20 protein-coding genes and 3 pseudogenes are annotated in these 25,275 nt (G+C 44.8%); 6 read left to right on the forward strand and 17 right to left on the reverse strand.

Going from position 1 to position 25,275, the window contains the following annotated elements; translation table 11 throughout:
• Positions 1 to 55: 55 nt before the first annotated feature.
• On the reverse strand, positions 56 to 1,381 hold the full coding sequence (locus tag HHA43_RS06225; RefSeq protein WP_001280601.1) for an ISNCY family transposase: 1,326 nt from the start codon (positions 1,379 to 1,381) through the stop codon (positions 56 to 58).
• 418 nt (positions 1,382 to 1,799) lie between these two features.
• Entirely contained in the window at positions 1,800 to 2,336 is a 537-nt protein-coding gene (locus HHA43_RS06230; protein ID WP_168542089.1) for a TetR/AcrR family transcriptional regulator, read from the reverse strand.
• A 250-nt stretch (positions 2,337 to 2,586) separates the two neighbouring features.
• On the opposite strand from HHA43_RS06230, the gene HHA43_RS06235 reads away from it, so the two are divergent.
• A complete protein-coding gene (locus tag HHA43_RS06235; protein ID WP_104492492.1) occupies positions 2,587 to 3,522 on the forward strand; it encodes an alpha/beta hydrolase in 936 nt (311 codons plus the stop codon).
• 84 nt (positions 3,523 to 3,606) lie between these two features.
• Here the strand turns inward: HHA43_RS06235 and HHA43_RS06240 are convergent, their stop codons facing one another.
• The 6 genes and pseudogenes from HHA43_RS06240 to HHA43_RS06265 all read right to left on the reverse strand — a co-directional run bounded on the left by HHA43_RS06240 (position 3,607) and on the right by HHA43_RS06265 (position 8,658).
• Positions 3,607 to 3,960 carry an alpha/beta fold hydrolase gene (locus HHA43_RS06240; protein ID WP_075168280.1) on the reverse strand — a complete coding sequence of 118 codons (354 nt, stop codon included), beginning with the start codon at positions 3,958 to 3,960 and terminating at the stop codon, positions 3,607 to 3,609.
• A gap of 82 nt (positions 3,961 to 4,042) precedes the next feature.
• Positions 4,043 to 4,819, reverse strand: a pseudogene (locus HHA43_RS06245) (TonB-dependent receptor plug domain-containing protein); the annotation flags it as partial.
• A 352-nt stretch (positions 4,820 to 5,171) separates the two neighbouring features.
• Positions 5,172 to 5,972, reverse strand: coding sequence for a sulfite exporter TauE/SafE family protein (locus HHA43_RS06250; RefSeq protein ID WP_168418679.1), 801 nt, complete (start codon positions 5,970 to 5,972; stop codon positions 5,172 to 5,174).
• A gap of 41 nt (positions 5,973 to 6,013) precedes the next feature.
• Positions 6,014 to 6,505 carry a flavin reductase gene (locus tag HHA43_RS06255; protein ID WP_160232475.1) on the reverse strand — a complete coding sequence of 164 codons (492 nt, stop codon included), beginning with the start codon at positions 6,503 to 6,505 and terminating at the stop codon, positions 6,014 to 6,016.
• A 109-nt stretch (positions 6,506 to 6,614) separates the two neighbouring features.
• Positions 6,615 to 7,643: a methionine synthase gene (locus HHA43_RS06260; RefSeq protein WP_168542091.1), complete on the reverse strand. Its 1,029-nt coding sequence runs from the start codon at positions 7,641 to 7,643 to the stop codon at positions 6,615 to 6,617.
• A gap of 28 nt (positions 7,644 to 7,671) precedes the next feature.
• Positions 7,672 to 8,658: a DUF1852 domain-containing protein gene (locus HHA43_RS06265; protein WP_168418677.1), complete on the reverse strand. Its 987-nt coding sequence runs from the start codon at positions 8,656 to 8,658 to the stop codon at positions 7,672 to 7,674.
• A gap of 662 nt (positions 8,659 to 9,320) precedes the next feature.
• Here HHA43_RS06265 and HHA43_RS06270 point away from each other — a divergent pair.
• Entirely contained in the window at positions 9,321 to 10,328 is a 1,008-nt protein-coding gene (locus HHA43_RS06270; RefSeq protein ID WP_168418676.1) for an OmpA family protein, read from the forward strand.
• A 153-nt stretch (positions 10,329 to 10,481) separates the two neighbouring features.
• Here HHA43_RS06270 and HHA43_RS06275 read toward each other — a convergent pair whose 3' ends face one another.
• The 5 genes and pseudogenes from HHA43_RS06275 to dsbD form a co-directional block, all read right to left on the reverse strand.
• On the reverse strand, positions 10,482 to 10,685 hold the full coding sequence (locus HHA43_RS06275) for a hypothetical protein (RefSeq protein ID WP_127801575.1): 204 nt from the start codon (positions 10,683 to 10,685) through the stop codon (positions 10,482 to 10,484).
• A gap of 3 nt (positions 10,686 to 10,688) precedes the next feature.
• Positions 10,689 to 11,612 (reverse strand): annotated as a pseudogene (locus HHA43_RS06280) (Abi family protein).
• 272 nt (positions 11,613 to 11,884) lie between these two features.
• Entirely contained in the window at positions 11,885 to 12,625 is a 741-nt protein-coding gene (dsbG, locus tag HHA43_RS06285) for a thiol:disulfide interchange protein DsbG (protein WP_168418674.1), read from the reverse strand.
• 12 nt (positions 12,626 to 12,637) lie between these two features.
• Positions 12,638 to 13,480, reverse strand: coding sequence for a TlpA disulfide reductase family protein (locus HHA43_RS06290; RefSeq protein ID WP_168418673.1), 843 nt, complete (start codon positions 13,478 to 13,480; stop codon positions 12,638 to 12,640).
• Positions 13,477 to 15,459, reverse strand: coding sequence for a protein-disulfide reductase DsbD (gene dsbD / locus HHA43_RS06295; RefSeq protein WP_168542093.1), 1,983 nt, complete (start codon positions 15,457 to 15,459; stop codon positions 13,477 to 13,479). The genes HHA43_RS06290 and dsbD overlap by 4 nt, the downstream gene beginning before the upstream one ends.
• Before the next feature lie 109 nt (positions 15,460 to 15,568).
• Between dsbD and HHA43_RS06300 the strand changes: the two are divergent.
• Together HHA43_RS06300 and HHA43_RS06305 are read left to right on the forward strand one after the other, a co-directional pair.
• Positions 15,569 to 16,239, forward strand: a pseudogene (locus HHA43_RS06300) (response regulator transcription factor).
• 2 nt (positions 16,240 to 16,241) lie between these two features.
• Positions 16,242 to 17,633, forward strand: a complete 1,392-nt coding sequence (locus HHA43_RS06305; protein WP_168542095.1) for an ATP-binding protein — start codon at positions 16,242 to 16,244, stop codon at positions 17,631 to 17,633.
• 23 nt (positions 17,634 to 17,656) lie between these two features.
• Here HHA43_RS06305 and HHA43_RS06310 read toward each other — a convergent pair whose 3' ends face one another.
• The 4 genes from HHA43_RS06310 to betI form a co-directional block, all read right to left on the reverse strand.
• Entirely contained in the window at positions 17,657 to 18,430 is a 774-nt protein-coding gene (locus HHA43_RS06310) for a TorF family putative porin (protein ID WP_168418670.1), read from the reverse strand.
• Between the two features lie 157 nt (positions 18,431 to 18,587).
• Entirely contained in the window at positions 18,588 to 20,255 is a 1,668-nt protein-coding gene (gene betA / locus HHA43_RS06315; RefSeq protein WP_168542097.1) for a choline dehydrogenase, read from the reverse strand.
• A 16-nt stretch (positions 20,256 to 20,271) separates the two neighbouring features.
• The gene (gene betB, locus HHA43_RS06320) at positions 20,272 to 21,747 is read right to left on the reverse strand and encodes a betaine-aldehyde dehydrogenase (RefSeq protein ID WP_171065061.1); all 1,476 of its coding nucleotides are present in this window, start codon (positions 21,745 to 21,747) and stop codon (positions 20,272 to 20,274) included.
• A 17-nt stretch (positions 21,748 to 21,764) separates the two neighbouring features.
• A complete protein-coding gene (betI, locus tag HHA43_RS06325; RefSeq protein WP_034597681.1) occupies positions 21,765 to 22,349 on the reverse strand; it encodes a transcriptional regulator BetI in 585 nt (194 codons plus the stop codon).
• A 229-nt stretch (positions 22,350 to 22,578) separates the two neighbouring features.
• On the opposite strand from betI, the gene HHA43_RS06330 reads away from it, so the two are divergent.
• A complete protein-coding gene (locus HHA43_RS06330) occupies positions 22,579 to 24,615 on the forward strand; it encodes a choline transporter (protein WP_168542098.1) in 2,037 nt (678 codons plus the stop codon).
• Between the two features lie 12 nt (positions 24,616 to 24,627).
• Positions 24,628 to 25,236, forward strand: coding sequence for a MarC family protein (locus HHA43_RS06335; RefSeq protein ID WP_005177911.1), 609 nt, complete (start codon positions 24,628 to 24,630; stop codon positions 25,234 to 25,236).
• Positions 25,237 to 25,275: the final 39 nt, after the last annotated feature.

The following is a 25,275-nucleotide window of genomic DNA, read 5'->3' on the forward strand; positions in this document are numbered from 1 at the left end:
AACGCATGTTATTCCTAAGTAGAAATGTCCTACCTAATAACCAAATAGAAATGTCCTATATGGACAATTCCAAGTCAAGCACAGGATTTAGATTTCGTTCTTTGATTGCTATTTTCTGTGCACGTCTGCTTGGCATCTTTTGAGAACGATTGCGTTTGTTTTGTTGTTCCAGTTCTTCATGCTGTTGTTGGATATGATTCAGAACAGCACCCAACCGTTTATTCTCAACAATCTCTCGCTGATTCAGCTGACTTAATTTATCGAAGAGGCTGTAATTGATCTTTCGGCCATCATGCATGAGGGCTACAGTACCATCCGGGTATTCCAGGAACTCAAGATACTTACCGATCAACCTTTGATTTTCTTCGGTGTTTTCCAGGAGATATACGCATTTATCATAAGTAATCGTCAGGCTATTCGTGACTCTGCGGGGTTCACGCCAAGTAAAAATATCATCTAATTCTTCGGCTGTTTCAGTGATAGGCCGATGTAGATCCTTAGGATTAAAAGCCATCTTGGCGAACTTCTGATTGAACTGCTCAATGAAGCAGGGTAGCCAGGCATTAGCTTGCTCAATCGAGCTGATACCTTCCAGACGCATCTCCTTGATCAGACGGTCCTGAAGGGTTCTGTTGGCACGTTCCACACGGCCTTTGGCCTGTGGTGAATTGGCGAAGATGATATCGATATTCAGGGTACTGAGTACGCGTCCAAACTGGGTAATCTTGGTGTCTTTCTTGCTGCTTTGATTCACCCTGAAGACTGAATGTTTGTCGCTGTAAAATGCCAACGGCTTACCATGCTGCTCAACATACAAGCGTGTTGAAATCATATAATCAAAGGCTGATTCTGATTCACAGAAGCGTAAATGCTGCAATTTTCCTGTAGCATCATCGATAAACACCAGCAGACAGCATTTAGCAGCGCGTCCTTCAAACCAGTCATGATATGAGCCATCAATTTGGATCAGTTCACCAAAGCAATCCCGGTTGTAACGAGGCTGATACGGGCGTTTCAGGCGCTTGGATCGAGGAATCCATAAGTCAGCTGCAATCATCCAGGAACGCAGGGTTTCTACTGAAAGATCGAATCCATGTACGGTGGTGAGCTTTTCATGCGCTAAAGTGGGTCCGAAACCATGGAGTTGGTCAGAAACAATATTGAGGCACTTGAGTCTGAGTTCTTCAGGAAGTTTGGAATTGCTGATTTGGCCACGACCGGCATGGGCTAATGCAGCGGGACCTTGAGCTTTGTATTTCTGCAGTAAGCGTCTGATCTGACGTTCTGAAATATGAAGTAGCTGAGCAGCCTGGGATTGAGTTATGCGTTGATCGCAGATTTCCTGCAAGACCGACAATCGTTTAAGTTCTTTATCCGACATAGACACCAACATATCAAACCGTCCGCTAACGAAATTGCAAAAGTGCATATTCTAAAAGCGGACATTTTTACTTTGGAGAAACCGGACATTTCTATTTTGGAGTTACAAACGCAATTGCGTATAATCAATATTATGTTAAATACCATTCACCATACAATAAGTTCATATTTATCTTACTCTCACCTGAATTGGCTATTCACCAAAACTTATGAATCTTGCCGGCTTTGAATATAGCTTCCTTGAGGATTTGATAGCCCTAGGAGTATTCCTTTGAAAGTTTTCGCAATGAATTACTTAGCTAACTTTGGCTGTAAGCCATTAAATTGCTTATGTCAACTGTCAAGCCTTTTGAAATTTTCCTTAGAAATTAAAACTAAATAAGAATTGGGTCTGACGGTTCTATATCAGCATATTTAACTTAAGCACTCGCAACTAATGCTGCACAAACGGCCCGCTTCTCTGGTTCAGATAACTGATGAGCTAAAAGACCTTCAATGGTGAATACAGCTATTTTTACTCTAGGCTCAATTTGATCAGCGGACATTCCTATCTTCTGTAGCTCTAAACGAAACAATGCCTCCACCATGACATGGAATCTCTCATGCCACTCCTTTAGTTCTGTCGAAAATTTCAGTCTAGCATGCACAGTACTCACCAAGCGATCAACTAATTGCAGTTGATCCACTACCCAGATTAAACGTTCAGAAAGATCCTTTGATGATTGCAACATGTATTCATTTACATGCTTGGTTAACTCAGCATTCAGGATGCTAACCAATAATTCATCTTTATTTTTGAAATACCAGTAAATGGTATTTGGGGCAACTCTAGCTTCAACAGCAATACGACTCATGGAAGTCGCATCATACCCTTCGGTTAAAAACAACGAATGTGCAGCATCAATGATCTCTTGTTGTTTTTCTTCCCGATCTTGTACACGTTTATTACGGGCCATTCAGTTTTCCTACTCTACTAAAAATTAAGGTGCTATCACATAAAACGGATCAAAGCAGTATCGTAAATTCTTCTTGAATGCTATTCAAGAATATAGTTAAATCATACTATCTTGAACAACATTCAAGATAATGTAAAAGAATAATAATGCACTACTGATTGATCAAAATAAATTTAATTTTCTGGTGCATTTTTAACAAGAAATAAGATGGAAGGCAGCCATCAAGAAATCTAAGAGCAGGCCAAAATATATGTCAAACCGTAAATATCCTGATACCTCACATATTGAAAAATCAGTCTATGAGTCTAACTTCCTAACTGAAGGTGATATGTGCTCAGCAACATTACATGTACCTAAAGAGTCAGCAACACAAAAGCTGCCTGCTGTTTTAATGGTAGGTGGTTGGGGAAGTATTCAAGGTGCATTGACCGATTCTTTCATCAATCACTTTGTTACCCAAGGTTATGCTGTGATGGAATTTGATTATCCAGGCTGGGGATTAAGTGGAGGTCTGCCGCGTCAGGATATTAATCCGTGGAAGAGAGTAAAAACCGTTAATAAAGCATTATCCCATTTGAAGTCTATGCCTCAGGTGGATGCTGACAATATTATTGCCTGGGGTACTTCATTTGGTGGTGGACATGTGGTGGATCTAGTAGCAGAACACCCTGAATTAAAAGGTGCCATTATTCAAGTTCCTATGCTAGATGGCATCAGTACAGTACGTTCTGTACCTCTACCCCAAATGTTTAAATTTTTAGGGTATGGTTTAGCGGACAGAATTAAACCAGGTGAACGAATTTGCATTCCAACTGTGTCACAACCGGGTCAATTAGGAGCGATGGATCGTGATCAGGCCTGGAATGCCATGGAACTTGCTAAAGAGAAATTGAATATAGACTATGATAATCGTGTTACTGCACGTTCGCTTTTGACTATGGGATTCTATCGCCCATGGAAACGTTTAAAGCAGGTCAAAGTACCTATGTTGATTGTAGGGGCAACTCAAGATACCGTCGCTCCGTTCGTAGCTAAAAAGATTGAAAAGGTAAAAAATCCTTTCATTCAAATGAAGAAAATTGAAGCGGACCATTTTGACCCTTATTTTGAACCATACTTCTCACAAAATTTAAGTTATCAGTTGGACTTTTTAAACAGCTTAAAGTCTTCAAGAGCACACGTATAAATGCCATACCGCTTATAACAGCTAAAATAGCCTTATCCCTGGATAAGGCTATTTCTTTAAAGCGATCGATAGAAAATTTTTAAATTAAAGCTGCTGTAGAAATGATATATGTTGCGATTGGATGCGATCGATAAAGGGTGCATGAAACAGATCAAAATGCCCACAGTCTTCTTCTAAATAGCGGATTGACTTTGATTGTTGCGCCGTTTTGCGTGTACTTGATATTGGAATTAAAGAGTCTTGCTTTGCTCCAATCATTAAGGTGGGGGTCTGAATTTTATGACTTACGGAAATGGGGCGATAAAATGGAATAGTGAGGACGATTCGTGCAGGAACTTGGTTATCCCAGTTTTGGTTTTCCTCAACTAATGAATAATAACCCTGATAACAATCCGAACCTGATAGGACTGCAAACCGACTTTTTGCCACGACCTTCATCAATTTTGCCTTACCAAATAGACTATAGAATAAGTCAGTGATTGTTAAATAGGTTGCAGGCAAAAGATAACGTTTAGGGTAACCCTACACTGAAAGTTTGCGTATCTGTTAAGTCAAAGTTTAAGCGGCCATTGATGTCAAGGGTATCGGTATCCATTGTGCTACCCTGCCAAGGACTTAATGAAATACGCTTTCCTCGACCATCAAATCGAGAACCTCGGCGGGTATAATCTAGGCCTAAAAATCCATCCACTTGATCATTACTAAATGAGGCAGTTTGACCCACTTGGTAAGTTAAACCGTCACGGCGGAAATTATCGGCTGATGTGATGCCCAGCTTGGTTTGAAAACTTACGGGTTCAGATTTATCTGTGCGTTTGGTAATAATATTAATAATACCGCCAGTTGCACCTGAACCATAAATACTGGATGCGCCGGAAACCACCTCAATATGGTCAATCATATTTGGACTAATACTATTCAGTTGACGTGCAATATCCCGTGAACCTGTCTGTGAAACTCCATCAATCATGACCAGTACATTACGTCCACGCATGGTCTGACCATAATTACTTGTAGTTCCACTACTAGGTGCTAAAGATGGTACAAGCTGCGCTAAAATATCCGCGACTTTTCGACCTGCGCCAGCTTGTTGAACAATTGCTTCGCCATGAATGGTTTGTACTGTCCCTGCGATCTCGGCGATTGTTTTAGGTGTACGTGTGGCGGTCATCACCATTGTTGAAAGTTGAGTGATATCCGGTTTTTCTGGTGCAGCTGCTGGGCTACTCTCTTTTGCATAAAGATGCATAGAAATAGCGATTGTGAGAAGACAAAGATTAAATTGAGATCGCCGCATTTTCATTCCCTAGATTGCAATTGTTAATTTTGCGGCAAATGATAATCATTATTATTAATGATGTAAAATTATTATTTAAAAATTTTATTGAGTACTTTCCTGGCTTGAAACTTCACAGGAAAAATTTCATAAAACAGACAATGAACACTGCTTTGAAATGAAAAAAATTAATATTTATTGATCTATTTTTAATTGAGGTAACCGACTTCTTCTAAGTAAATCAAGTAATCCAAATTGAACAGGAAGCTCCTTCTAAAGATAATTATTTAGATCATGAATCTGCTAAGAAGCATACGCTCTATAATCAAACCACTATTATGAGCGTATTCGTTATCTTCCAATTGCCTTCAGCTTAACCCAAACCCTTAACCAGAAAGAAACAGCCCACAATCACCAATAACACGGCGAAACATTTTTTCAGGATTTGTGGCGATAATGCATGTGCTGTTTTCGCCCCAAGTTTGGCAGTAAAGAAACTCATAATGCTAATACCAAGAAAAGCATAAATATGAACAAAGCCAATAGTATTGGGCACATTCACCTGCGCCTGCATCCCAAAAATCATAAATCCCAAAGCACCGGCAACTGCAATGGGGAAACCACAGGCTGCAGATGTGCCTACTGCCTGTTGCATGACCACGCCATAACGGTTGAGATACGGTACGGTCAAGCTGCCACCGCCAACCCCAAAGATGGCTGAAGCAAAACCAATTCCCGAACCTGCAGCGATTTGTTGACCGGTTGAGGGCAAGGTTCGCCCCTGCTCTGCCGGCTTTTTGCTACCTGTAAACATGGTATACGCCACCCAGATCAGAAAGATTCCTACCACAATCTGCAAATGTAAGCCCGAAATTAAACCGGCAATCCCTGCACCGAAAAAGCATCCAATGGCCATAGGCGGAGCTAGATGTCTAAAGACTGGCCACAGCACTGCCTCGTTCTTATGGTGCGCCATCAATGAACTGATAGAGGTGATCACAATAGTTGCTAGCGATGTACCTAAAGCCAAATGCATAATCACATCCGGACTATAACCCATCTGCATAAACACGATATATAACAGTGGTACAATGATTGTTCCGCCACCGACCCCAAACAGCCCAGCGGCAAAACCTGCGCATGCCCCGATAATTAAAAAAATGATAATTTCCACGAAATACTGACTGAATAATTTGAAATTAAAGACAAGGCGCCTTAAGCAAGTTCCAGCTCACCAACCTGATGATAGGCACGATTAAAATACACCAGACCATGTTCTTGCTGACTGTGCTGAATGGCCAGCACACGGCACATAAAAATGCTATGCGTACCCACCTGCTGAATCTGCTCAATCTCGCAATCAAAGCTGGTCAAGGCATCTGTTAACACCGGTGCGCCGGTTTCCAGTTCGGTCCAGGTTCCATATTGAAAGCGCTCTTCAGACTTCATTTTGGAAGCAAAGACATTGGAGATCTGCTGATGCTGCGCGCCTAGCACATTCACGCTCAAGACTTTATTTTCAATAAAATGGGCGTGTGAACGTGAGGTCTGATTCATGCAAACCAATAAGGTCGGTGGTGTATCGGTTACACTACACACGGCAGATGCGGTAAATCCATGCACACCAGATGCCCCAGCCGTGGTCACCACATTGACCGCGCTGCTGAGCAAAGACATGGCATTTCTAAAGTCTGCTGCTTCAATCATCACCGGATTCCTTCATTTTCTTGGGTTATGCTTGAAATGGTTGTTAAGCGGATGGGCCAGATGTTTTCCATCCATTCCCATCAGCTCTGCCACATGATGTACCTGCGCGTTAAGCACTCAATTCTTGACGCACAATATCGGCGCCAGCGCTTAAAGCACGCAGTTTACCTTGCGCCACCTGACGTGATAACGGCGTCATACCACAGTTGGTCGATGGATAAAGCTTGTCGGCATCGACAAATTGCAAGGCCTTACGCAAGGTATTGGCCACTTCTTCTGCGGTTTCAATCTGGTTGGTGGCCACATCAATAGCGCCAACCATGACTTTTTTGCCACGGATCAGCTCAATCAGGTCCATCGGTACGCGCGAGTTCTGGCATTCCAGCGATACAATATCAATTTTGGATTGTTGCAATTTCGGGAATACGGCTTCATATTGTCGCCATTCAGAGCCTAAGGTTTTTTTCCAGTCGGTATTGGCTTTAATGCCATAGCCATAACAGATATGCACGGCGGTTTCGCATTTCAGTCCTTCCAGTGCGCGTTCCAGTGTGGCCACGCCCCAGTCATTGACTTCATCAAAGAACACGTTAAAAGCAGGTTCATCAAACTGGATAATATCGACCCCAGCCGCTTCGAGTTCCCTTGCCTCCTGATTCAGGATTTTGGCAAATTCCCAGGCCAGTTTTTCACGGCTTTTGTAATGACCATCGTACAGGGTATCAATCATGGTCATTGGACCCGGCAAAGCCCATTTAATTGGCTGAGTGGTCTGGCTGCGTAAAAACTTGGCATCTTTCACAAACACTGGCTGTTTCCGGGTTACTTCACTGATCACCGAAGGTACGTTGGCATCATAACGGTTACGGATACGCACCGTTTCCCGTTTTTCAAAATCCACACCTTCGAGATGTTCAATAAAGGTGGTGACAAAATGCTGACGGGTTTGTTCACCATCACTGACAATATCAATCCCGGCCAGTAACTGTTCATGCAGTGACAGGCTCAAGGCATCCTGTTTGGCTTCACGTAGTGCATCGCCTTCAAGTTTCCACGGCGACCAGAGTTGTTCCGGTTCTGCCAGCCAAGACGGTTTCGGTAAGCTGCCTGCGGTTGAAGTTGGGAGTAAAATGCTCATCTTTAATCTTCTATCTCTATACGTTGAATTAAGCAGCGTTGGTTTCTACGGTGTAGCTGGCAGCCCACTGTTCCAGAATGTGCTGATACGGTTTGATAAAGTGTTCTTCTGTCCACTTGCCCTGTTTTACGGCCAGCTGGCTACGCTCGACACGGTCATAGACAATTTGCGTTAAGGAATAATCCGAGTACTCAAGACTAGGTTGATAGACCTGACCAGCAGTCGAGTTGGCATTGTAAATTTCAGGACGATAAATCTTCTGGAAGCTTTCCATGGTGCTAATCGCGCTGATTAATTCAAGATCGGTATAATCTGCCAATAAATCACCGCTAAAATAGAACGCCAAAGGTGCAGCACTATTTTCCGGTTTAAAATAGCGAACGGTTAAACCCATTTTTGCGAAATAATGATCTGTTCTTGAGTATTCATTTTGCTGATATTCAACACCCAGCACCGGATGAACATTGGCGGTACGATAATAGGTTTTGGTGGTCGATACGCTCAGGCAGATCACCGGCTGTTTATTAAACTGTGACTGGAACGCCTCGGAATTCACCACGTACTGATACAGCTTGCCGTGCAAATCACCAAAGTTGTCAGGCATTTCCCCGGCTTTATGGCCTTGGGACAATAAAAGCACGCTAAAGTCATAATCACGTACATACGATGAAAAACTGTTTCCGATCATGCCTTCAATACGCTGATTGGTACGATGATCAACAATCGTCGATTTCAGCATTTCAATGGCTGGAAAGGCGTTACCATTGCCTTCGACATCAAGATCTGCAGATACAATATCAATTTCCAGTGAATAACGGTCACCCTTCGGATTATCCCAATGTGCCAAGGCATTAAAACGGTTATTGATCATGCGCAGCGTATTACGCAGGTTCTGTTCACGGCTTTCGCCACGCGCCAGATTGGCAAAGTTGGTTGTTAAACGGGTACTGTCCGCTGGTTGATAGTTTTCATCAAAACGAATACGTTGAATTGAACATGCAAACTGTTGACTCATCTGTTCCACCGCTTTAAATATCTAAAAATAAAAATCTGAATGTCTTTCTGGTTTTAGTTATACGTGAACCCTAAGATGAATAAAAATGATTTAATCTAAGTCAATAATGAATAAAATTCATGTTGAGGTTTTAATATCGTTATTTAAGGAAAGAGAACAGAAAAATAGACTGCCCTATTAGTTGTCACTCGAGTCCTTTTTTTCTAGCAGGAAAAAGTCAAAGCAATGCTAGATTTAAAATCAAAACAAATTTTAAAATTATAATAAAAAACAATTATTTATAATTTTTATTTTAGCTAAGTATCTTCACATTTTGTTGAAGAAAATGAGCTTCTTGATGGAATAAAAAATTGGCTCGCCTAAATATTTGGATCTGGTCTGTTTAGGTCAAACGGCGCTTATATAAAAATATCTATAAAAGCATCAACATGAATTTGGCTCAGTTGAAGATGAGGAAAAATCAAGGCGTTAAGCTTGTAAATGATCAGTGATTTACCTTTTATATTGAACGAATGGATGCAACGATCTCCTGTAGCCCAATTTCCTTGAGAAACGACTTAGCGACGCTCAGCCTCTATAAAAAATGAAAATTTAAACCGGCTCAGCTATACTGCTTAAAATACAAGCAGAATATTAAGATCAGTAAAATAAGGAAATATCCGATGACTTTTCAAAAAATAATCTTGGGGCTAAGTTTAAGTTGTGTACTGGCACTTATGTATGGCTGTGCCAAACCGACTTCTGATCAGGCTGAAACTGAAGTCAGTACTTCTGAAATCACATCAGATGCAAATGAAACTGCCAAAGCCAGCTCTGATTTTGACCTGAATAACATCCCCATTTCGACCGCAGTGCTTGGTGAGTTTCCTTATATTGCATTACCAGAGGGCTATCGCTATCAGAATGATGAAAAACGAAATTTTGAACGTGTGCCGTTTTGGACAGGACATGACTTTCACTGGGTTGAGGGAAAACTGTTTAGTTCGGGTATTACCGCTAAATCAGATTATAAAGAAGGCAGTTATTTAGAAATACAGCGTAATCTTGATGCGGTAATTAAACAGCTTGGTGGTGTAGAAGTTGCCAATAGTCAAATCCCCAAAGAGCTTGCCAACAGTCTGCCTGATGCCATTCGGGTGCAACATGGTTCAGGTTTGGCTGATATTTATAATTACCCTGCGCAAACGTATGTGATTCGACAAGCGGATAAAAATATTTGGTTCCATTTGGCACAATCTGGCCACTATATGGGTTTAATGGTAGCGGAAAGTCAGCCCTTAAATATCACTGCCAAAGCACTGACTTCAGGTGCACTGAAACAAAGTCTGGATCAGGACAGTAAAGTGAGTGTGCAAATTAACTTTGCCACAGATCAAGCCGATATTTTGCCAGACTCACAAGAACAAATAGATCAGATTATTGCTTTACTGAAAGATAACGATGATTTAAAACTTGGCATTTACGGACATACTGATAATACAGGCGATGCGGCGCATAATTTAAAATTGTCTGAGCAACGTGCGCAAGCTGTGGTGACTGCTCTAACCAAAGCAGGCATTGATACAAATCGTCTGACAGCCAAAGGTTTTGGGGATACTCAGCCTGTTGCAGATAATGCGACTGAAGATGGTAAGGCGAAAAACCGTCGGGTGGAGTTGGTGAAATTATAAAAGTCTAAATACTAAAAAGACCGCAATATAGCGGTCTTTTTTACATCTTTTTAAAAATGGTGTCACGGCAGTCAACGTCTAAAACAAGCACCACAATTTTGGCGTCAATGACTTGATAGACTAAGCGATACGCGGTTTCAGCTTATCAAACTTTTAAGTGCGGTTTTTGTGAACTCGAACTCTTAAGTCAGCTAAAGTTATCCTGATAGTTTCTTCACTTTTCGCTTTTTCTGCTAGTTGTAATAAATAAACCTCATCCATAACACAATCTTTTAAGATTATTTTTGTATTTTCCAAAATGCGATTTTGACGATCAGGGCTACGACCTTCTAAAAATTCTGGTATTTTTTTTACCATATTTCATAAGCTCCAAATAGGATGTTCTTCCCAATTACCAGGAAAACCCATCGCAACACGCCAATTTTCATCTTTCACAATAGGTTTTAAGAGTTTATTCAATTGATAGCACCACTCTGAATCAAATCCTGTCGGTCTTAGCAAGGTTTTTAAGATTAAGAGTACATAGAAGATACGTTTATTCGTCGGTGTAATCGGTGATTGCCAATTTGGATCTTTGTCGGCTTTAGATTTAATAGCTAATTCTTTATTCCATAACCGTCCATGATGGGCACAAATATTTCTCACATAGGTCAATATATGCAACCATTCAGCTAATTTTTCATGATGCAAAGAAAAATGCTGTGCGATTGCTTTCTTATCTTCTTTATTGTTAGCCTTATTATTTATTAAACCACTATATAAAAATGACAATGAACCAAAACTTAAAACTTCTGTCAGCATCCAGATTGGGATTTGAGGAAAACCATCATAATTTTGTTGAAAATGCTAGATGAACGTATCTTTAGAGCGTCCAACTTCTTTGTTGCATGTTTCTAAAAATTTTCTATGGTTAAATTTGGGATAAAAATTTTGTGCATTGTAGATACCAAATGCACCATATTGATGACCGAGATAATACGTTAATTTCGTTCGTAAAAACGTTTCTATAATTTCGATAGCACCGAATATTTGTAATCGTAATTCAGTATCAAATTCATATAATTGCACAATTTTTTCAAACGAAGTGCCCGGCTTGAATCGATCTAAGACATTATTTCCTGACCTTATTCGGTAAGGATACCAATATGCACTTAAGCGATAATAACCATATTTTGCCAATATTCCTTCAGCCCAAGCAACATTATGAATACTCAATCCTTTAGACTGTAGATGATGCACTTGCTCAGCATATGATAAAGGCTTTTTATTATAAGGTTTTAACATAATTCACTAAAATCGAGGCATAAAAAACCGCCAAGGTTGCGCGGACTTCAAAAGAAGAACTAAGCGTGGCGGCTGTATTAAGTACATAATAGCGACAATTGTCATTATTAGCAAGTTATGATCAAAAACTGCCCTTAGCGACAGTCTTTTTTATATCTAATCTCCCCTAACCCCTCTTTATTAAAGAGGTGAGGAACAGCATTCCACAAGGGGAAGATTTTTTACGCCCCAAGCGCTAACCTAAACAACATCTGCCATTGTTCATGAACCTTTTACTTCTCAAAAATCTCTCTTAAATCCTCCATCATCCCTTGGGCGGACTTAAACTCGCCTTGCTGGTTTTTCCACACCATCGACGGAGTGGCAAAGAAACCATATTTAGCCATCAGTTCCTGATTGGCATCTATTTTTGCAGCAATATCAGCAGGGATATTCTTGGTAATTTTTAACTTGTTTTGCCCTTTGTTAGCATTGTAACTGGTAAACACCTGCTGTGGATTTTTAGCCATCAGCATGGTTGCCACTTGCCCGCGACTCTCATCACGAATGACTGCCACCTGAATATGTCTAAGCTGTACCTTCCCCGCCTTCACCCACGGACGTGCCTTTTGCCAGAAGGTATGGCAATACGGACAATTCGGGTCTGAAAATACATATACAATCCGCGGCGCATCTTTTTGTCCGTCCTGAATCCAGGTGGAGTTTTCCAGACTTTTCCAGACATCATCCAGCACGGCGTCTTTGACATGGGTTTCAAGCGCTTTGATGGTCAGGTTCTCACCCTTGGCATTGTGCAAATCGCCAATAATGTAATATTTCTGGTCATTGGAAATAAACACGGTCGCCGGACTTTGCTGCATATGCCCGGCCCATCCGGTCATTTTTTCTGGCGCTTCAATCTGTTTGATAAATTTAAAGCCTTCCTGCTCAATCTGTTTTTTCAGATCAGTCTGGGCAAATGCTGTCGTATTTAACAGCAGCAGGAACAACGCAGCGGGATAGATCATTTTCATGAGAATTTCCTGTTATTTTGAAGATGGAGCAGAAAGATCATTGATATAGCGACGCAGCATCGGCTGGGTCAGTTCGCCCATATGCCGATGCACGAGCTGTCCTTGTGCATTAAAGAACAAGGTGCTTGGCAAGCCATACATATTCATCTGGGTGGCCATGTCACCTTGAGGATCAAACAGGACATGCTGGAAATTAAAACCATGCTGACGCAAATAATCCTGTACGGTGTCAGTCGTTTCGCCCTGATTCAGCATTACAAAATGAATGTCCGGATAATCCTGCTGGGCCTGATGTAAAACCGGCATTTCCCGGTGACACGGCGGACACCAGCTGGCCCACAGGTTAATGACGGTCGGTTTGCTGACCCAGTGCTGTAGTGGCACCTGTTGCTGCTGTAAATTTTGAAATTGCAGATCAGGATACTGATTCTGCTGTGGCAAGACCGTTTGAATACCCCAATTCAGACAAAGCTGGATCGCAACAAATAGCGCGATCAATATCGCTTTAGGCAGATTGGCCAATGCCCGGTTTTTCCATAAAAACCACCCAATGCCGGCAATCAATCCACCATAAAAATGAAAGCCTTTGTCCTGAATCTTGATTATATCCAGTGGTGTCGCCAGATAAAGATCGGCATGCATCAGCACAAAAACCAGTCGTGCGGCAATTAATCCCACCCACAATGATGTCCACAAGCTGTCACTAAAGATGCACCAGCTAGGTTCAGGCCATTGCTGTTTGTGTCTGAAATATCGCCCTGCCCCATACACCAGCACTAATCCGGTGAGCAGCAGCACAATCTGCCACGGCAACATCAGTGGGCCTATATGCAGCGCCGTTGCAGAAACCATCATGGTGTTTTTGCCTGCTGAAGTTGCTGTAAGCGCTGAATAAGTTGGGTCGCGCTAAAGGTACCAGTTAAACGTAAAGTACGCTGTTCCTGCTGCTGACTGTCCAGGAAAATCATGGTCGGTGGACCAAGAATCTGCCAGTCACGCAGTAATTCATCTTGAGATGGATGATACTCGGTTAAATCCAGTTTAATCCGTACCACATCCTGCAAGGCTGCCTGTACATCGGTACGGGGCAGGACTTCATTTTCTACCGGTTGACAGGCCACACACCAGTCGGCATAGACATCAATCACGATACTGCGTCCACTGTTTTGCTGTAGCAGCTGTACCAGTTCCTGCTGGGTATGCACCTTTTGCCAGCTGAGTGTTTGTTGGGCATGGACTGCGCCCATCTGCTGAAGGCCATGTTGAATATGCCAAATACTAATAGCGGTCATGGCCAGCGCCAGTACAATAACGCCAACACGCGAGATTTTGCCTTGCAGATGTCTGCGGATTAAATCGAAGCAGTAAATCGCCAGTGCCAGGAAAATAATGCCCATCAACAGGAAATAGGCCACAGTCGGCAGCAATGGGCGGGCGAAATAAACCGCCAGCGCCAGCATTAAAAAGCCGAAACTGAATTTCAACCGGTCCATCCACATACCCGGTTTCGGTAAATATTTGGCGCCAAATACAGCGGCAATAAATAAAGGAATCCCGAGGCCCAGACCCAGTACAAACAGATAGGTCGCGCCGAGTACCGGCTGATCCAACTGCGATACGAACAGCAAAGCACCAGCCAAAGGCGCGCTCATACACGGACCTACAATCAGCGCGGAAATCATCCCCATTAACGCAGCACCGACCAGCGTACCGCCCTGCTGTTTTTGCTGCCATCGGTCCAGTCGTTGTAATAAACCTTGTGGTAAGGACAGCTGATACACCCCAAACAGGTTCAAGGCAAACAAGATAAATAGCACCGCAAAAATGCCAATAAAGATCGGGCTTTGGAACCAGCGCTGGAAACTATAGCCCAGTTGTGCAACCGCCAGTCCCATCACCGCATACACTGCGGCCATACCCAGTACGAAAGCCAGCGCAATCAACGCAGCACGATAACCACGATGACGCTGTACCAGAATGCCAGACAAAATTGGAATCAGTGGCAAAGAACAAGGTAAAAAGGCCAGTAAAATACCAAAACCTAAAAAAATCAGTAGATTAACAAATAAATGATGTTCCGAGAGTAAATTGAAAAAATACTGGTCGTTGTTCCATTCAGATTGTAATGACGCGGCGGCTGCCGTTTGTGTCTCGCCTGCGATTTCACTGGCCGGCACCGGATTAGACGCTACGACTGAAATTTCTGAAGCCGCGACAGCATCAGTGAGTTTTGTCGGCTTTGTATTCTCTACTGCGGCAATCGCGTCATCTTCAATTACATTTGCTTCTACTACAGCTGGTGTGGTTGTCAGTACTGTTTTTTCAGGTTTACTTGGTGCCGCTTCAATTTTAGCCGGTGCATCCAGCGCGACCGGTTTGGCAGCGCTTAATAAACGCCGTTCGCTTGAAGATGCATCTGACTGGGGCAACAAGCCTTGCGCATCGGTCTGAATGCTGGCGCGTTGCACCGGATAACATAAACCGCTTTCGGCACAGCCCTGCCACTGAATTTTAAATTGCTGGTTTGGCGCGACCGTAATCGTGGTCTTGACCTGATGATAATGCACCTTGGTCTGGCCAAAGGTCGGATCATTCTTATCTTCCGGCACCGGCAGCTGTAATTTTAGCGCACCGGCATCGCTACGCACCTGCAGCTGATCATGATATAAATAATAATTCTCGGCGATGGTCCAGCGCAGTTCCGCCTGATCATCGCTAATAGAACGCGCCTGAAACTGAAACGCCTGATCGGGTGCCAAGAACTCCTGCGCCTGTGACCAGACTGGCCAGAATGCACAAAGAACCACAAGCAAAGCACTTACACGCGTAATCATGACGTCCATTTTTCTGTAGAAAACCCGATTCATTATTAAAAAGATTAAATTAAGAGAACATTAACATAGCTCATTATTTATAAAATAGGATTTCAGGTGGAGAGTAACTATGTTTGTGGTTCTGGTCGAAGATGATCCTTATATTGCCCAAAGTATCTGTTCAGCGCTGGACTATTTAAATATTTCAGTCGAGCATGTGGCTACTGCGCGTGCTGCCGATTATTTTATCCGGCAAAGTGCGGTCGATTTGTGCCTGCTGGATTTGGGCCTGCCCGATCAGGATGGTCTGGAACTGCTGCAGCAGTGGCGCCAGGATGAAATTCATCTGCCGGTACTGGTTTTACCGCCCGGCATCAAACCCGGCAATGTGTAGAAGCCTTAAATCTGGGGGCCGATGACTACCTGACCAAACCCTTTGAACTGGATGAGCTGATTGCCCGTATTCATGCGCTGGCACGGCGTAATCGAGGTTTTTCTTCCAATCTGTTACAACTGGGCGATTTGCAGTTAAACCGCGATACCCAGGAAGTGACGTTCCAGCAGCAGCCGGTGACTCTGTCACGGCGTGAATACAGCCTGCTGGAAACCCTGATGAGCCATCCCAACCAGATTTTAAAAAATGAACAGCTGCTCGATAAACTGTATGGCTATCAGGACAGTATCGAGAGCAACGCGCTGAATGTGCATATTTATCATTTACGCCAGAAACTAGAGCCGCAGCTGATTCAGACCATTCGTGGTGTGGGCTATATGTTTAAAGTACCGGAAACCGAGAGCTGAATATGCAGAACTACAGTTTAAAATGGCGGCTGGTCAGCATGTTTATGGTGGTGTTTCTTAGCCTGTGGAGTCTGGTGTTTTGCTGGCTGTATTATGATTTGCAGCAGCGGCTGCAAGATACGCTGGATCAGCGCCTGTTTGCCTCTGCACAAATGGTGGCGCGGCTGATTCAGCATTTGCCGCTCCAGGAAATTAATCCCGATTCCTTAAAACAGGTGGCCGAACAGTATCATGCGCAAAACCTGATTGCCTGTGAGGTGTCGGTGTTTAGCTCGGATATTACCTTGGGGCCGTATGTGGTGGCTCGCACCCGCGGTGCGCCGGTGCAGCTAACCGGACAGCAACCGGGCTTTAGTACCTGGCAGGAAAATGGTGTGGAATGGCGCAGTTATGTGCTGCGTAAAGGTGATATTCAGGTGGTGGCCGCAGAACGGCTGGTGCTTAGAGCCTCTTTATTGCAACAGATTCTGCAATCGGTGCTGATTCCACTGGTGTTATCGCTACTGATCTGTATGGCGCTGGTGATTCATATTCTGCGTAAAGAATTCCGCCCTTTAGATGATATGGCCCAGCAACTGGCAGATAAACAGCATTCGCTGTCAGATGCGGCGCATTATCTGCAACATCTAGATGCGCGTAAAATTCCCAAAGAAGTCCAGCCTTTTGTCGATAATTCCAATCAGCTGATTCAGAACCTGCACCATAGTCTGGAAAATGAAAAACTGTTTACCGCCTATGCCGCGCATGAACTGCGTAGTCCTTTAACTGCAATTAAAACCCATGTACAACTCAGCCGGATGATGGTCGAGCAAAATCCGGCGCAGGCCAGCAAGCTGATTGAAAACCTGAAACAGGCCGAAAACAGTATCTGGCGCTATCAGCAGTTGCTGGAACAATTGTTATTACTGAGCCAGACCGATCATGACGCTGCGCAAGCTGCCCCAGATTCAGATACCACCGAAGTCGCGCCGGTTTTAAGACAAGTGATAGAAGAATTAAGTCCGGTTTATCCGCATTTAAATAGCGTATTGCAGGTCGATTGGGAAAATCTGCAGACCCTGCAACTACCACCGCTGAGCTTGCAGACCATCCTGAAAAATCTGCTGGAAAATGCCCTGTTACATGCCCAAGGCTTAAGCCGGATTGCAATTGCCATGCATGATCAGCAACTGCTGGTACAAGATGATGGTCAGGGGCTGACTGCCGCTGAACTGACCCAGATGACCCGGCGCTTCTGGCGTAAATCTGCCCAGCAACAGGGTCATGGTTTAGGGCTGGCTTTGGTGAAAGCGCTGCTCCAACATCATCACTACCAGATGGATTTAAGCCTGAACCCGCCTCAGGGTTTAAGCATTCGCATTCGGCCGGAGCAACCCTCTTCCACGCTCAATTAAAGGGTTGATGCTTGGGGACTAGATTAGAAGCTATATCTTAAGCCCCAAACCGTCTGATTTTTCTGTTTGATTTTACTGCGGTCATAGCCACCCAGAATGAAGTCGGAAAAGACATTCACATTCGGCGCAACTGCATAATCCAGGCCGACCGAGGCAAAACGAAAAGCGGTATCGGTCTGGGTATCTAAAAATTCCTGACCTTCATATTTGCCGGAGTCATTAAAATATGAACCGGCAACGGCCAGATTTCCAGTTAATTTGTCGCTGAGCTGATGGGCATAGTTCAGGCTGACATAGGTATCGCCCTGATTCATATACACCACATCATATAAATAGGTCGACACGCCGAAGGTTAGTGTAGCTTGCTCATTCAGGTTTTTACTGACACGCAGGCCCAGTTCATTGGAGGTGGTGCTGTCCCCACCCGGATAATAATAGGTCGCATTCCACAGATCCCAAGTCAGGCCTTTAAAATCTGACACATGCCCGACAATAAAATCATGTTCCATTTTATCGGTGCTGTATTGCCGACCTTTCTGTAAATCGCGGTATGAATAACCCAGTGTACTGCCCCAATAACCGGCATAAAAATTTCCATAACCCAAGGTTAAAGAGGCCTGCAAAGCCAAGTCTTCATTTTCTGGTGCATTGGTCAGACCGCGTGACACATATTTGGATACTGCAGTCAGCTGACCAGACACATCAATAGAGGAAGAGGATGCATCATTGGCCCAGCTGGACATGCTGATACATGACAGACACCCGGCGGCGACCACCGTTCTTGTAAATGGAATCATTGTTTTAAAATTTAACCTGATTGAATGTAAAAATCCCAGCCAACCATCCGACCGTGAGCTGTGCGGATGGTTGGATATGTGGTTTTAACTAAGAAAAAAGGATGTGTATAAAAATGCACATCAAAATGATCTAAGAGATCAAAGCGTTCTGTTGCGGCTAGATTGACCGGACTGGCGTATTGGCCCGGTAAAATGGCGCCGTAGATTTGGCCAGCGCCGGTTTGGCGCGAATATGATCGGCCAGTTTTTCGGCCATCATAATGGTGGTGGCATTCAGGTTGCCGGTAATAATCAGCGGCATGATCGAAGCATCAATCACACGCAGGTTTTGCAGCCCATGTACCCGCCCGTAGCCATCGACCACCGCCATATCATCTTCACCCATTTTGCAGCTGCAAGATGGATGGAACGCAGTTTCAGCGTGGTTACGGATAAATTCGTCCAGCTCGGCATCACTTTGTACCTGTTTGCCCGGGCTGATTTCTTCGCCGCGATAGGCATCTAAAGCCGGTTGATGCATGATGTCCCGGGTAATGCGGATGGCATCACGAAACTCGCGCCAGTCCTGTTCGGTACTCATATAATTGAACAGGATACTTGGATGCTGAAACGGATCTTTGGAGCGCAGTTTGACCCGCCCACGAGATGGAGAGCGCATAGAACCAACATGCGCCTGAAAACCATGCTGCTGAATGGCATTACTGCCATTGTAGTTAATGGCGACCGGTAAAAAGTGATACTGGATATTTGGCCAGGCAAACTCATCGGAGGTGCGGATAAAGCCACCGGCTTCAAACTGGTTACTGGCACCCACACCCTGACCTAAAAACAGCCATTCTGCGCCAATTTTTGGCTGGTTATACCATTTTAAGGCGGGATATAAGCTGACCGGTTTTTTGCACTGATACTGTAAATACATTTCCAGATGATCTTGCAGGTTTTCACCCACGCCCGGTAAATCATGAACCACCGGAATCTCCAGGCTTTTTAGATGCTGGGCATTACCGACACCGGAACGCTGCAGAATTTGCGGGGACGCAATGGCACCCCCACAGAGCAGCACTTCTTTTTCAGCAAAGACTTGCTGTGGCTGCGCGGTACTTTGTCCCTGAAAATATTCAACTCCCACCGCCTGCTTGCCATGAAATAGAATTTTATTGGTCATGGCATGGGTGCGAATGGTTAAATTCGGGCGCTGTCTGGCCATATCCAGATAACCACGCGCCGTGCTGGAACGGCGTCCCTGTGGGGTTACGGTACGGTCCATCGGGCCAAATCCTTCCTGCTGATAGCCATTTAAATCATCGGTACGTGGATAGCCAGCCTGTACCGCAGCATCGACCATGACATGAAACAGCTCGTTATTTCCGGCTTTCGGGGTGGCGACCTGTACCGGACCACTGTCGCCATGATAGTCATTGCCGCCAATATCACGGGTTTCGGCCTTTTTATAATAAGGCAGGCAGTCGGCATAGCTCCAATGTTCCAGTCCTTTCAAACTGGCCCATTGTTCCAGATCCATCGCATTGCCGCGGATATAACACATGCCGTTAATCAGGGAGGACCCGCCCAAGCCTTTACCGCGACCACATTCCATGCGGCGATTATTCATATACGGTTCCGGATCGGTCAGATAGGCCCAGTTATAACGCCGGCCCTGTAAGGGATAAGCCAGCGCGGCAGGCATCTGGGTACGAAAATCCAGCCGGTAGTCCGGCCCACCTGCTTCCAGGAGCAACACCGTCGTTTCTGAATCTTCGGTTAATCGAGCCGCCAGCACATTCCCGGCAGAACCTGCGCCAATAATAATATAGTCATAATTCATGCAGCATGATCCTCCCTTAAGCTGAAAATACAGATTGGAAAGGACTCAGTTCCACCTGAACCGATTTGGTCTGGGTATAGTGCTGTAAGGTCACCAGACCATTTTCACGGCCAACGCCTGACTGTTTATAGCCACCAACCGGCATTTCTGCTGGAGATTCACCCCAGGTATTCAGCCAGCAAATCCCAGCTTCAATCTGATGAATAATGCGATGGGCACGGCTTAAATCCGGACTGACCACACCAGCAGCCAGACCATAGGTGGTGGCATTGGCTCTGCGGATTACTTCATCTTCACTGTCATAGCTTAAGATGCTCATAACCGGGCCAAAAATTTCTTCCTGGACAATGCGCATTTCATCATGACAGTCGGTAAATACCGTGGGTTCAACAAAAGCCCCGTGCGCAAACTCAGCTGCCGCTGCGCGCTGTCCACCTGTTAACAGACGGGCGCCCTGTTGCTTGCCCAGCTCAATGTAATGCAATACTTTTTCCATATGGGCAAAGCTGGACAGTGGTCCAAAATTGGTGTTCGGGTCTAAAGGCTGCCCCATCCGCACATAAGGAATGCGCTGCAGAATCTTTTCTTCAAAAGCAGTTTTTAAAGCAGCAGGAATAAACACCCGGGTTCCATTGGTACACACCTGTCCAGAGCTGTAGAAATTGGCCATCATGGCGATATCGGCAGCCAGATCCAGATTGGCATCTTCACAGATAATTAACGGTGATTTTCCACCAAGTTCCATGGTGACTTCTTTTAAGCTGGACGCCGCCGCCTGTGCCATTACTTTTTTACCGGTACTCACACCGCCGGTAAAGGATACTTTGGCAATCTCTGGATGCTCAGTGAGGTAGCTACCCACATCGCCACCACCGGTCACCACATTAAAGACGCCGTCTGGTACTCCGGCTTCACTATAAATTTCGGCCAGTTTTAACGCGGTAAGTGGGGTAATTTCACTGGCTTTAAACACCATGGCGTTGCCTGCGGCCAAGGCCGGTGCAGATTTCCATAACGCAATCTGGATTGGATAATTCCAAGCGCCAATACCGGCCACCACACCCAGCGGTTCACGGCGGGTATAAATAAAAGAACTTTCTCTTAATGGAATTTGCTGGCCTTCGAGCGCTGGTAAAATGCTGGCATAATATTCCAGCACATCTGCCCCGGTCACAATATCGACGCTCCGGGTTTCACTTAAAGGCTTGCCACTGTCCAGGCTTTCAATTTCTGCCAGCTCATCATTGCGTGCCCGTAAAATGGCTACGGCCTGATTTAAAATGCGTGAACGCTGCATGGTGGTCATGGCTGCCCAGACTTTTTGTCCCTGTTTGGCAGACTGTACTGCCCGATCAACATCGGCCTGGTTACATGCCTGAATGGTGGCCAACACCTCAGCATTGGCCGGATTAATACTTTGGAATGTTTCAGAGGATGAAGCATCGACAAACTGACCGTGAATATAAGGTCGTTGTGTATTGAATTGCATCAATTGGTTCTCCTCGCAATTTAGTGAATATTGAGTTGCTGACGGATATAGTCGGCACAAATCTGAATAGGTAAATCGGCATCCAGTTCAGTGGTCATTAAGGAACCGCGTAACCAGAAACCGTCAATCAGTGCGGCCAGACCCTGCGCGGCGCGTTCAGCCTGCTCGCGGTCCAGCTGTTTGGCAAACTCATGCTTGATATTGGAATGCAGGCGATAATGGTTGACCTGCTGCAAACGGTGCAAGTCAGGTTGATGCATACTGTTGGCCCAGAATGCCAGCCAGGTTTTCATGGCGGCTTTATCGGTCTGTTCGGCCGAGAAATTGGCACGCACAATCGCAATCAGGCGCTGCTCCGGGGTGTTTTCTGCGGCGTTTAAACTGGCAGAAATGGCATCGCCCAGCTGTTGCAGCAAATAACGCATGGTCGCTTCAATCAGGCCATGCTTGCCCTGAAAATAATGACTGATGATGCCTGTAGACACACCTGCCCGCTGGGCAATCTGGCTGATAGATGCTTCAGCAAAACCCAGTTCATTAATGGCAGATAAGGTGGCATCAATTAGCTGTTGACGACGAATCGGTTGCATACCAACTTTAGGCATAAGATCGACCTGACTAATAAAAATCATGCACAAGGCAAGGTAACATATAAAAACGTTATTTTAATTGAACGTTCAATTAAAATAAATTATAGTCCCGTCTGCTTCCTGATGTACAGCTCAGTTTGTTTTTCATTTGCAAATGTTTGTAATGAGAGCCATGCCTATAGTCTGGTTAAGCCAAAACACACTGCGCTGTAGATCCGAATTAAAAAAATATGGTCACAGATTTATGCAAAAGAAAACTGAACAGACGACCGATAGTCTGAACAAAGTTGTCTTTTTTCTTTCGGCAACACTCATCCTGCTGTTTTCGCTGGTTACGATTTTATTTAATGACCAGGCGAATCAGCTCATTACCCAAATCTTGAACTGGGTCAGCCGGACCTTTAGCTGGTATTACCTGCTGGCGGCCACCTTATATCTGGTCTTTGTACTGTTTATTGCCCTGTCGCGTTATGGCGATATCAAATTAGGTCCCAAACATTCCAAGCCGGAATTTAGCCTGCTGAGCTGGTCGGCAATGCTGTTCTCGGCCGGAATCGGGATTGACCTGATGTTCTTCTCGGTGGCCGAACCGCTGTCTCACTATATGAATCCGCCTGTCGGCGAAGGTCAGACTTTTGAGGCTGCGCGCCAGTCAATGGTCTGGACCCTGTTCCACTATGGATTAACTGGCTGGAGCATGTATGCCTTGGTTGGCGTGGCTTTGGGTTATTTTAGTTATCGTTATAACCTGCCGCTAACCATCCGCTCGGCGCTTTATCCGATTTTTGGCAAGCGTGTTAATGGCTGGATTGGACATAGTGTTGATACCGCGGCCGTTTTGGGCACCATTTTTGGTATTGCCACCACCTGCGGGATTGGTGTGGTTCAGCTCAACTACGGCCTGCATGTACTGTTTGATGTGCCAGAAAACCTGCTGATCCAGTCGGCGCTGATTGCCGTTGCAGTCATTATTACTATTATTTCCGTGACTGCGGGTGTCAATAAAGGTATTCGGGTTCTGTCTGAAATTAATATCTATGTATCAATCGGGTTGCTGCTCTTTATTCTCTTTATGGGAAATACAGAGTTTTTATTAGCGGCTCTAATTCAGAATTTTGGTGATTATCTCAGTCAGTTCCCGAAACTCTCTTTAAGCAGTTTTCCTTTTGAGCAGCCTAAAGAATGGATGAACAGCTGGACCCTGTTTTTCTGGGCCTGGTGGATTGCCTGGTCGCCATTTGTCGGCCTGTTCCTGGCGCGAATTTCCCGTGGCCGAACCATCCGTGAATTTGTGGCCGGTACCTTAATTATTCCCCTGCTGTTTACCCTGACCTGGCTGTCAATTTTTGGAAATAGCGCCCTGCACAGCGTAATTTTTGATGGCAATACCCAGCTGGCCACCACCGTATTGGCCAATCCGGCACATGGTTTCTATGACCTGCTTGCCCAATATCCGTGGTTCCCATTTCTGGCCGGCGTCGCTACCATTACCGGTTTGCTGTTTTATGTGACTTCTGCCGATTCAGGCGCACTGGTACTGGGGAATTTCACCACCAAATTTACCAATATTGAACATGATTCGCCGCGCTGGTTAAATGTCTTCTGGGCACTGGCGATTGGTTTACTGACTTTGGCCATGCTGATGGCCAATGGCGTGACTGCACTGCAAAACACCACCATTATTATGGGGCTGCCTTTTAGCTTTGTGATTTTCTTTGTGATGGCGGGTCTGTACAAGTCATTAAGACTGGAAGATTTCCGTCAGGCCAGTACCAGCATGAATGCGGCACCCGTGGTCGGCAATGTCGACATCTTTAACTGGAAAAAACGCCTCAGCCGGGTAATGCTGCATGCCAATTTATCGCAAACCCAGCAAATGCTGGAAGAGGTCTGTAAACCGGCAATGCAGGCGGTGGCCACAGAATTCATCAACAAAGGCATTCAGGTCGATCTGGCGGAAAAAGCCCTGGATGATGAACCGGAACTGTCACATCTGGATTTAACCATTCAGCTGGATGAAGAAGAAAACTTCGTTTACCAGATCTGGCCAATCCGTTATGACACACCCAACTTCAGTTCACGCGGCAAACGCACCAAGAAATACTATTACCGTCTGGAAACCTATCTGTTTGAAGGCTCGCAAGGCAATGATCTGGTGGGTTATAGCAAGGAACAGATCATTAACGACATTCTGGATAAATACGAGCGCCATTTGATGTTCTTGCACATCAACCGGATTAGTCCAGGCAAGCGCCCGCTCTTTCCAGCCCCGGATCAATAAGGAATCTGTAGGATGTCTGAATCGCTTCACGCCTTTGCACTGTTTTTCTCATTATTAAACCCGTTTTTAATGAGTATTTATATGCTCGGCATTATCCGTAATTCCGAGGCCCGAGTGTTTAATCGCGCCCTGATTCAGGGCAGTTTAATCAGCTTTGTGGTGTTTATTATTTTCGCCAAAACCGGTGAAGCCTTTTTTCATGATGTCCTGCATGTCCGTTTTGAATCTTTCCAGATTTTTGGCGGGATTATTTTTCTGGTGATTGGTTATCGCTATGTGTTTGAAGGCGCCGATACCATTGGGGTGATGCGCGGTGCGCCACATCATTTGGCCGGCACCATTGCCATGCCGTTTATGATTGGCCCGGGAACCATCAGCGCCGCGGTCATTACCGGAATTCAGCTAAGCCTGTGGCAACTGGTGCTGGTGATTTTTGTGACGCTATTTCTGACCTGTAGCCTGCTTATTTTAATGAAATATGCGCATGATCATTTGCAGCATAAACATTCCAATTATATTGATTTGTATGTCGATATTGTCGGGCGTCTGGCTGCCTTGCTGATTGGGACCATTGCCATTGATATGATTGTGACCGGTGTCAGCGGAATTATGCAGAGCTAAACGTCCATTTTAGATGCTCTAAACCAAAACCCTCTTTCA

Source organism: Acinetobacter sp. A2, assembly GCF_012371325.1.
Lineage (GTDB): Bacteria > Pseudomonadota > Gammaproteobacteria > Pseudomonadales > Moraxellaceae > Acinetobacter.

Coding starts and splice junctions, on each gene's coding strand:
- HHA43_RS06225 (WP_001280601.1), bottom strand. CDS start 1,381: ATGTCGGATAAAGAACTTAAACGATTGTCGGTCTTGCAGGAAATCTGC.
- HHA43_RS06230 (WP_168542089.1), bottom strand. CDS start 2,336: ATGGCCCGTAATAAACGTGTACAAGATCGGGAAGAAAAACAACAAGAG.
- HHA43_RS06235 (WP_104492492.1), top strand. CDS start 2,587: ATGTCAAACCGTAAATATCCTGATACCTCACATATTGAAAAATCAGTC.
- HHA43_RS06240 (WP_075168280.1), bottom strand. CDS start 3,960: ATGAAGGTCGTGGCAAAAAGTCGGTTTGCAGTCCTATCAGGTTCGGAT.
- HHA43_RS06255 (WP_160232475.1), bottom strand. CDS start 6,505: ATGATTGAAGCAGCAGACTTTAGAAATGCCATGTCTTTGCTCAGCAGC.
- HHA43_RS06260 (WP_168542091.1), bottom strand. CDS start 7,643: ATGAGCATTTTACTCCCAACTTCAACCGCAGGCAGCTTACCGAAACCG.
- HHA43_RS06265 (WP_168418677.1), bottom strand. CDS start 8,658: ATGAGTCAACAGTTTGCATGTTCAATTCAACGTATTCGTTTTGATGAA.
- HHA43_RS06270 (WP_168418676.1), top strand. CDS start 9,321: ATGACTTTTCAAAAAATAATCTTGGGGCTAAGTTTAAGTTGTGTACTG.
- HHA43_RS06275 (WP_127801575.1), bottom strand. CDS start 10,685: ATGGTAAAAAAAATACCAGAATTTTTAGAAGGTCGTAGCCCTGATCGT.
- dsbG (WP_168418674.1), bottom strand. CDS start 12,625: ATGAAAATGATCTATCCCGCTGCGTTGTTCCTGCTGCTGTTAAATACG.
- HHA43_RS06290 (WP_168418673.1), bottom strand. CDS start 13,480: ATGATGGTTTCTGCAACGGCGCTGCATATAGGCCCACTGATGTTGCCG.
- dsbD (WP_168542093.1), bottom strand. CDS start 15,459: ATGATTACGCGTGTAAGTGCTTTGCTTGTGGTTCTTTGTGCATTCTGG.
- HHA43_RS06305 (WP_168542095.1), top strand. CDS start 16,242: ATGCAGAACTACAGTTTAAAATGGCGGCTGGTCAGCATGTTTATGGTG.
- HHA43_RS06310 (WP_168418670.1), bottom strand. CDS start 18,430: ATGATTCCATTTACAAGAACGGTGGTCGCCGCCGGGTGTCTGTCATGT.
- betA (WP_168542097.1), bottom strand. CDS start 20,255: ATGAATTATGACTATATTATTATTGGCGCAGGTTCTGCCGGGAATGTG.
- betI (WP_034597681.1), bottom strand. CDS start 22,349: ATGCCTAAAGTTGGTATGCAACCGATTCGTCGTCAACAGCTAATTGAT.
- HHA43_RS06330 (WP_168542098.1), top strand. CDS start 22,579: ATGCAAAAGAAAACTGAACAGACGACCGATAGTCTGAACAAAGTTGTC.
- HHA43_RS06335 (WP_005177911.1), top strand. CDS start 24,628: ATGTCTGAATCGCTTCACGCCTTTGCACTGTTTTTCTCATTATTAAAC.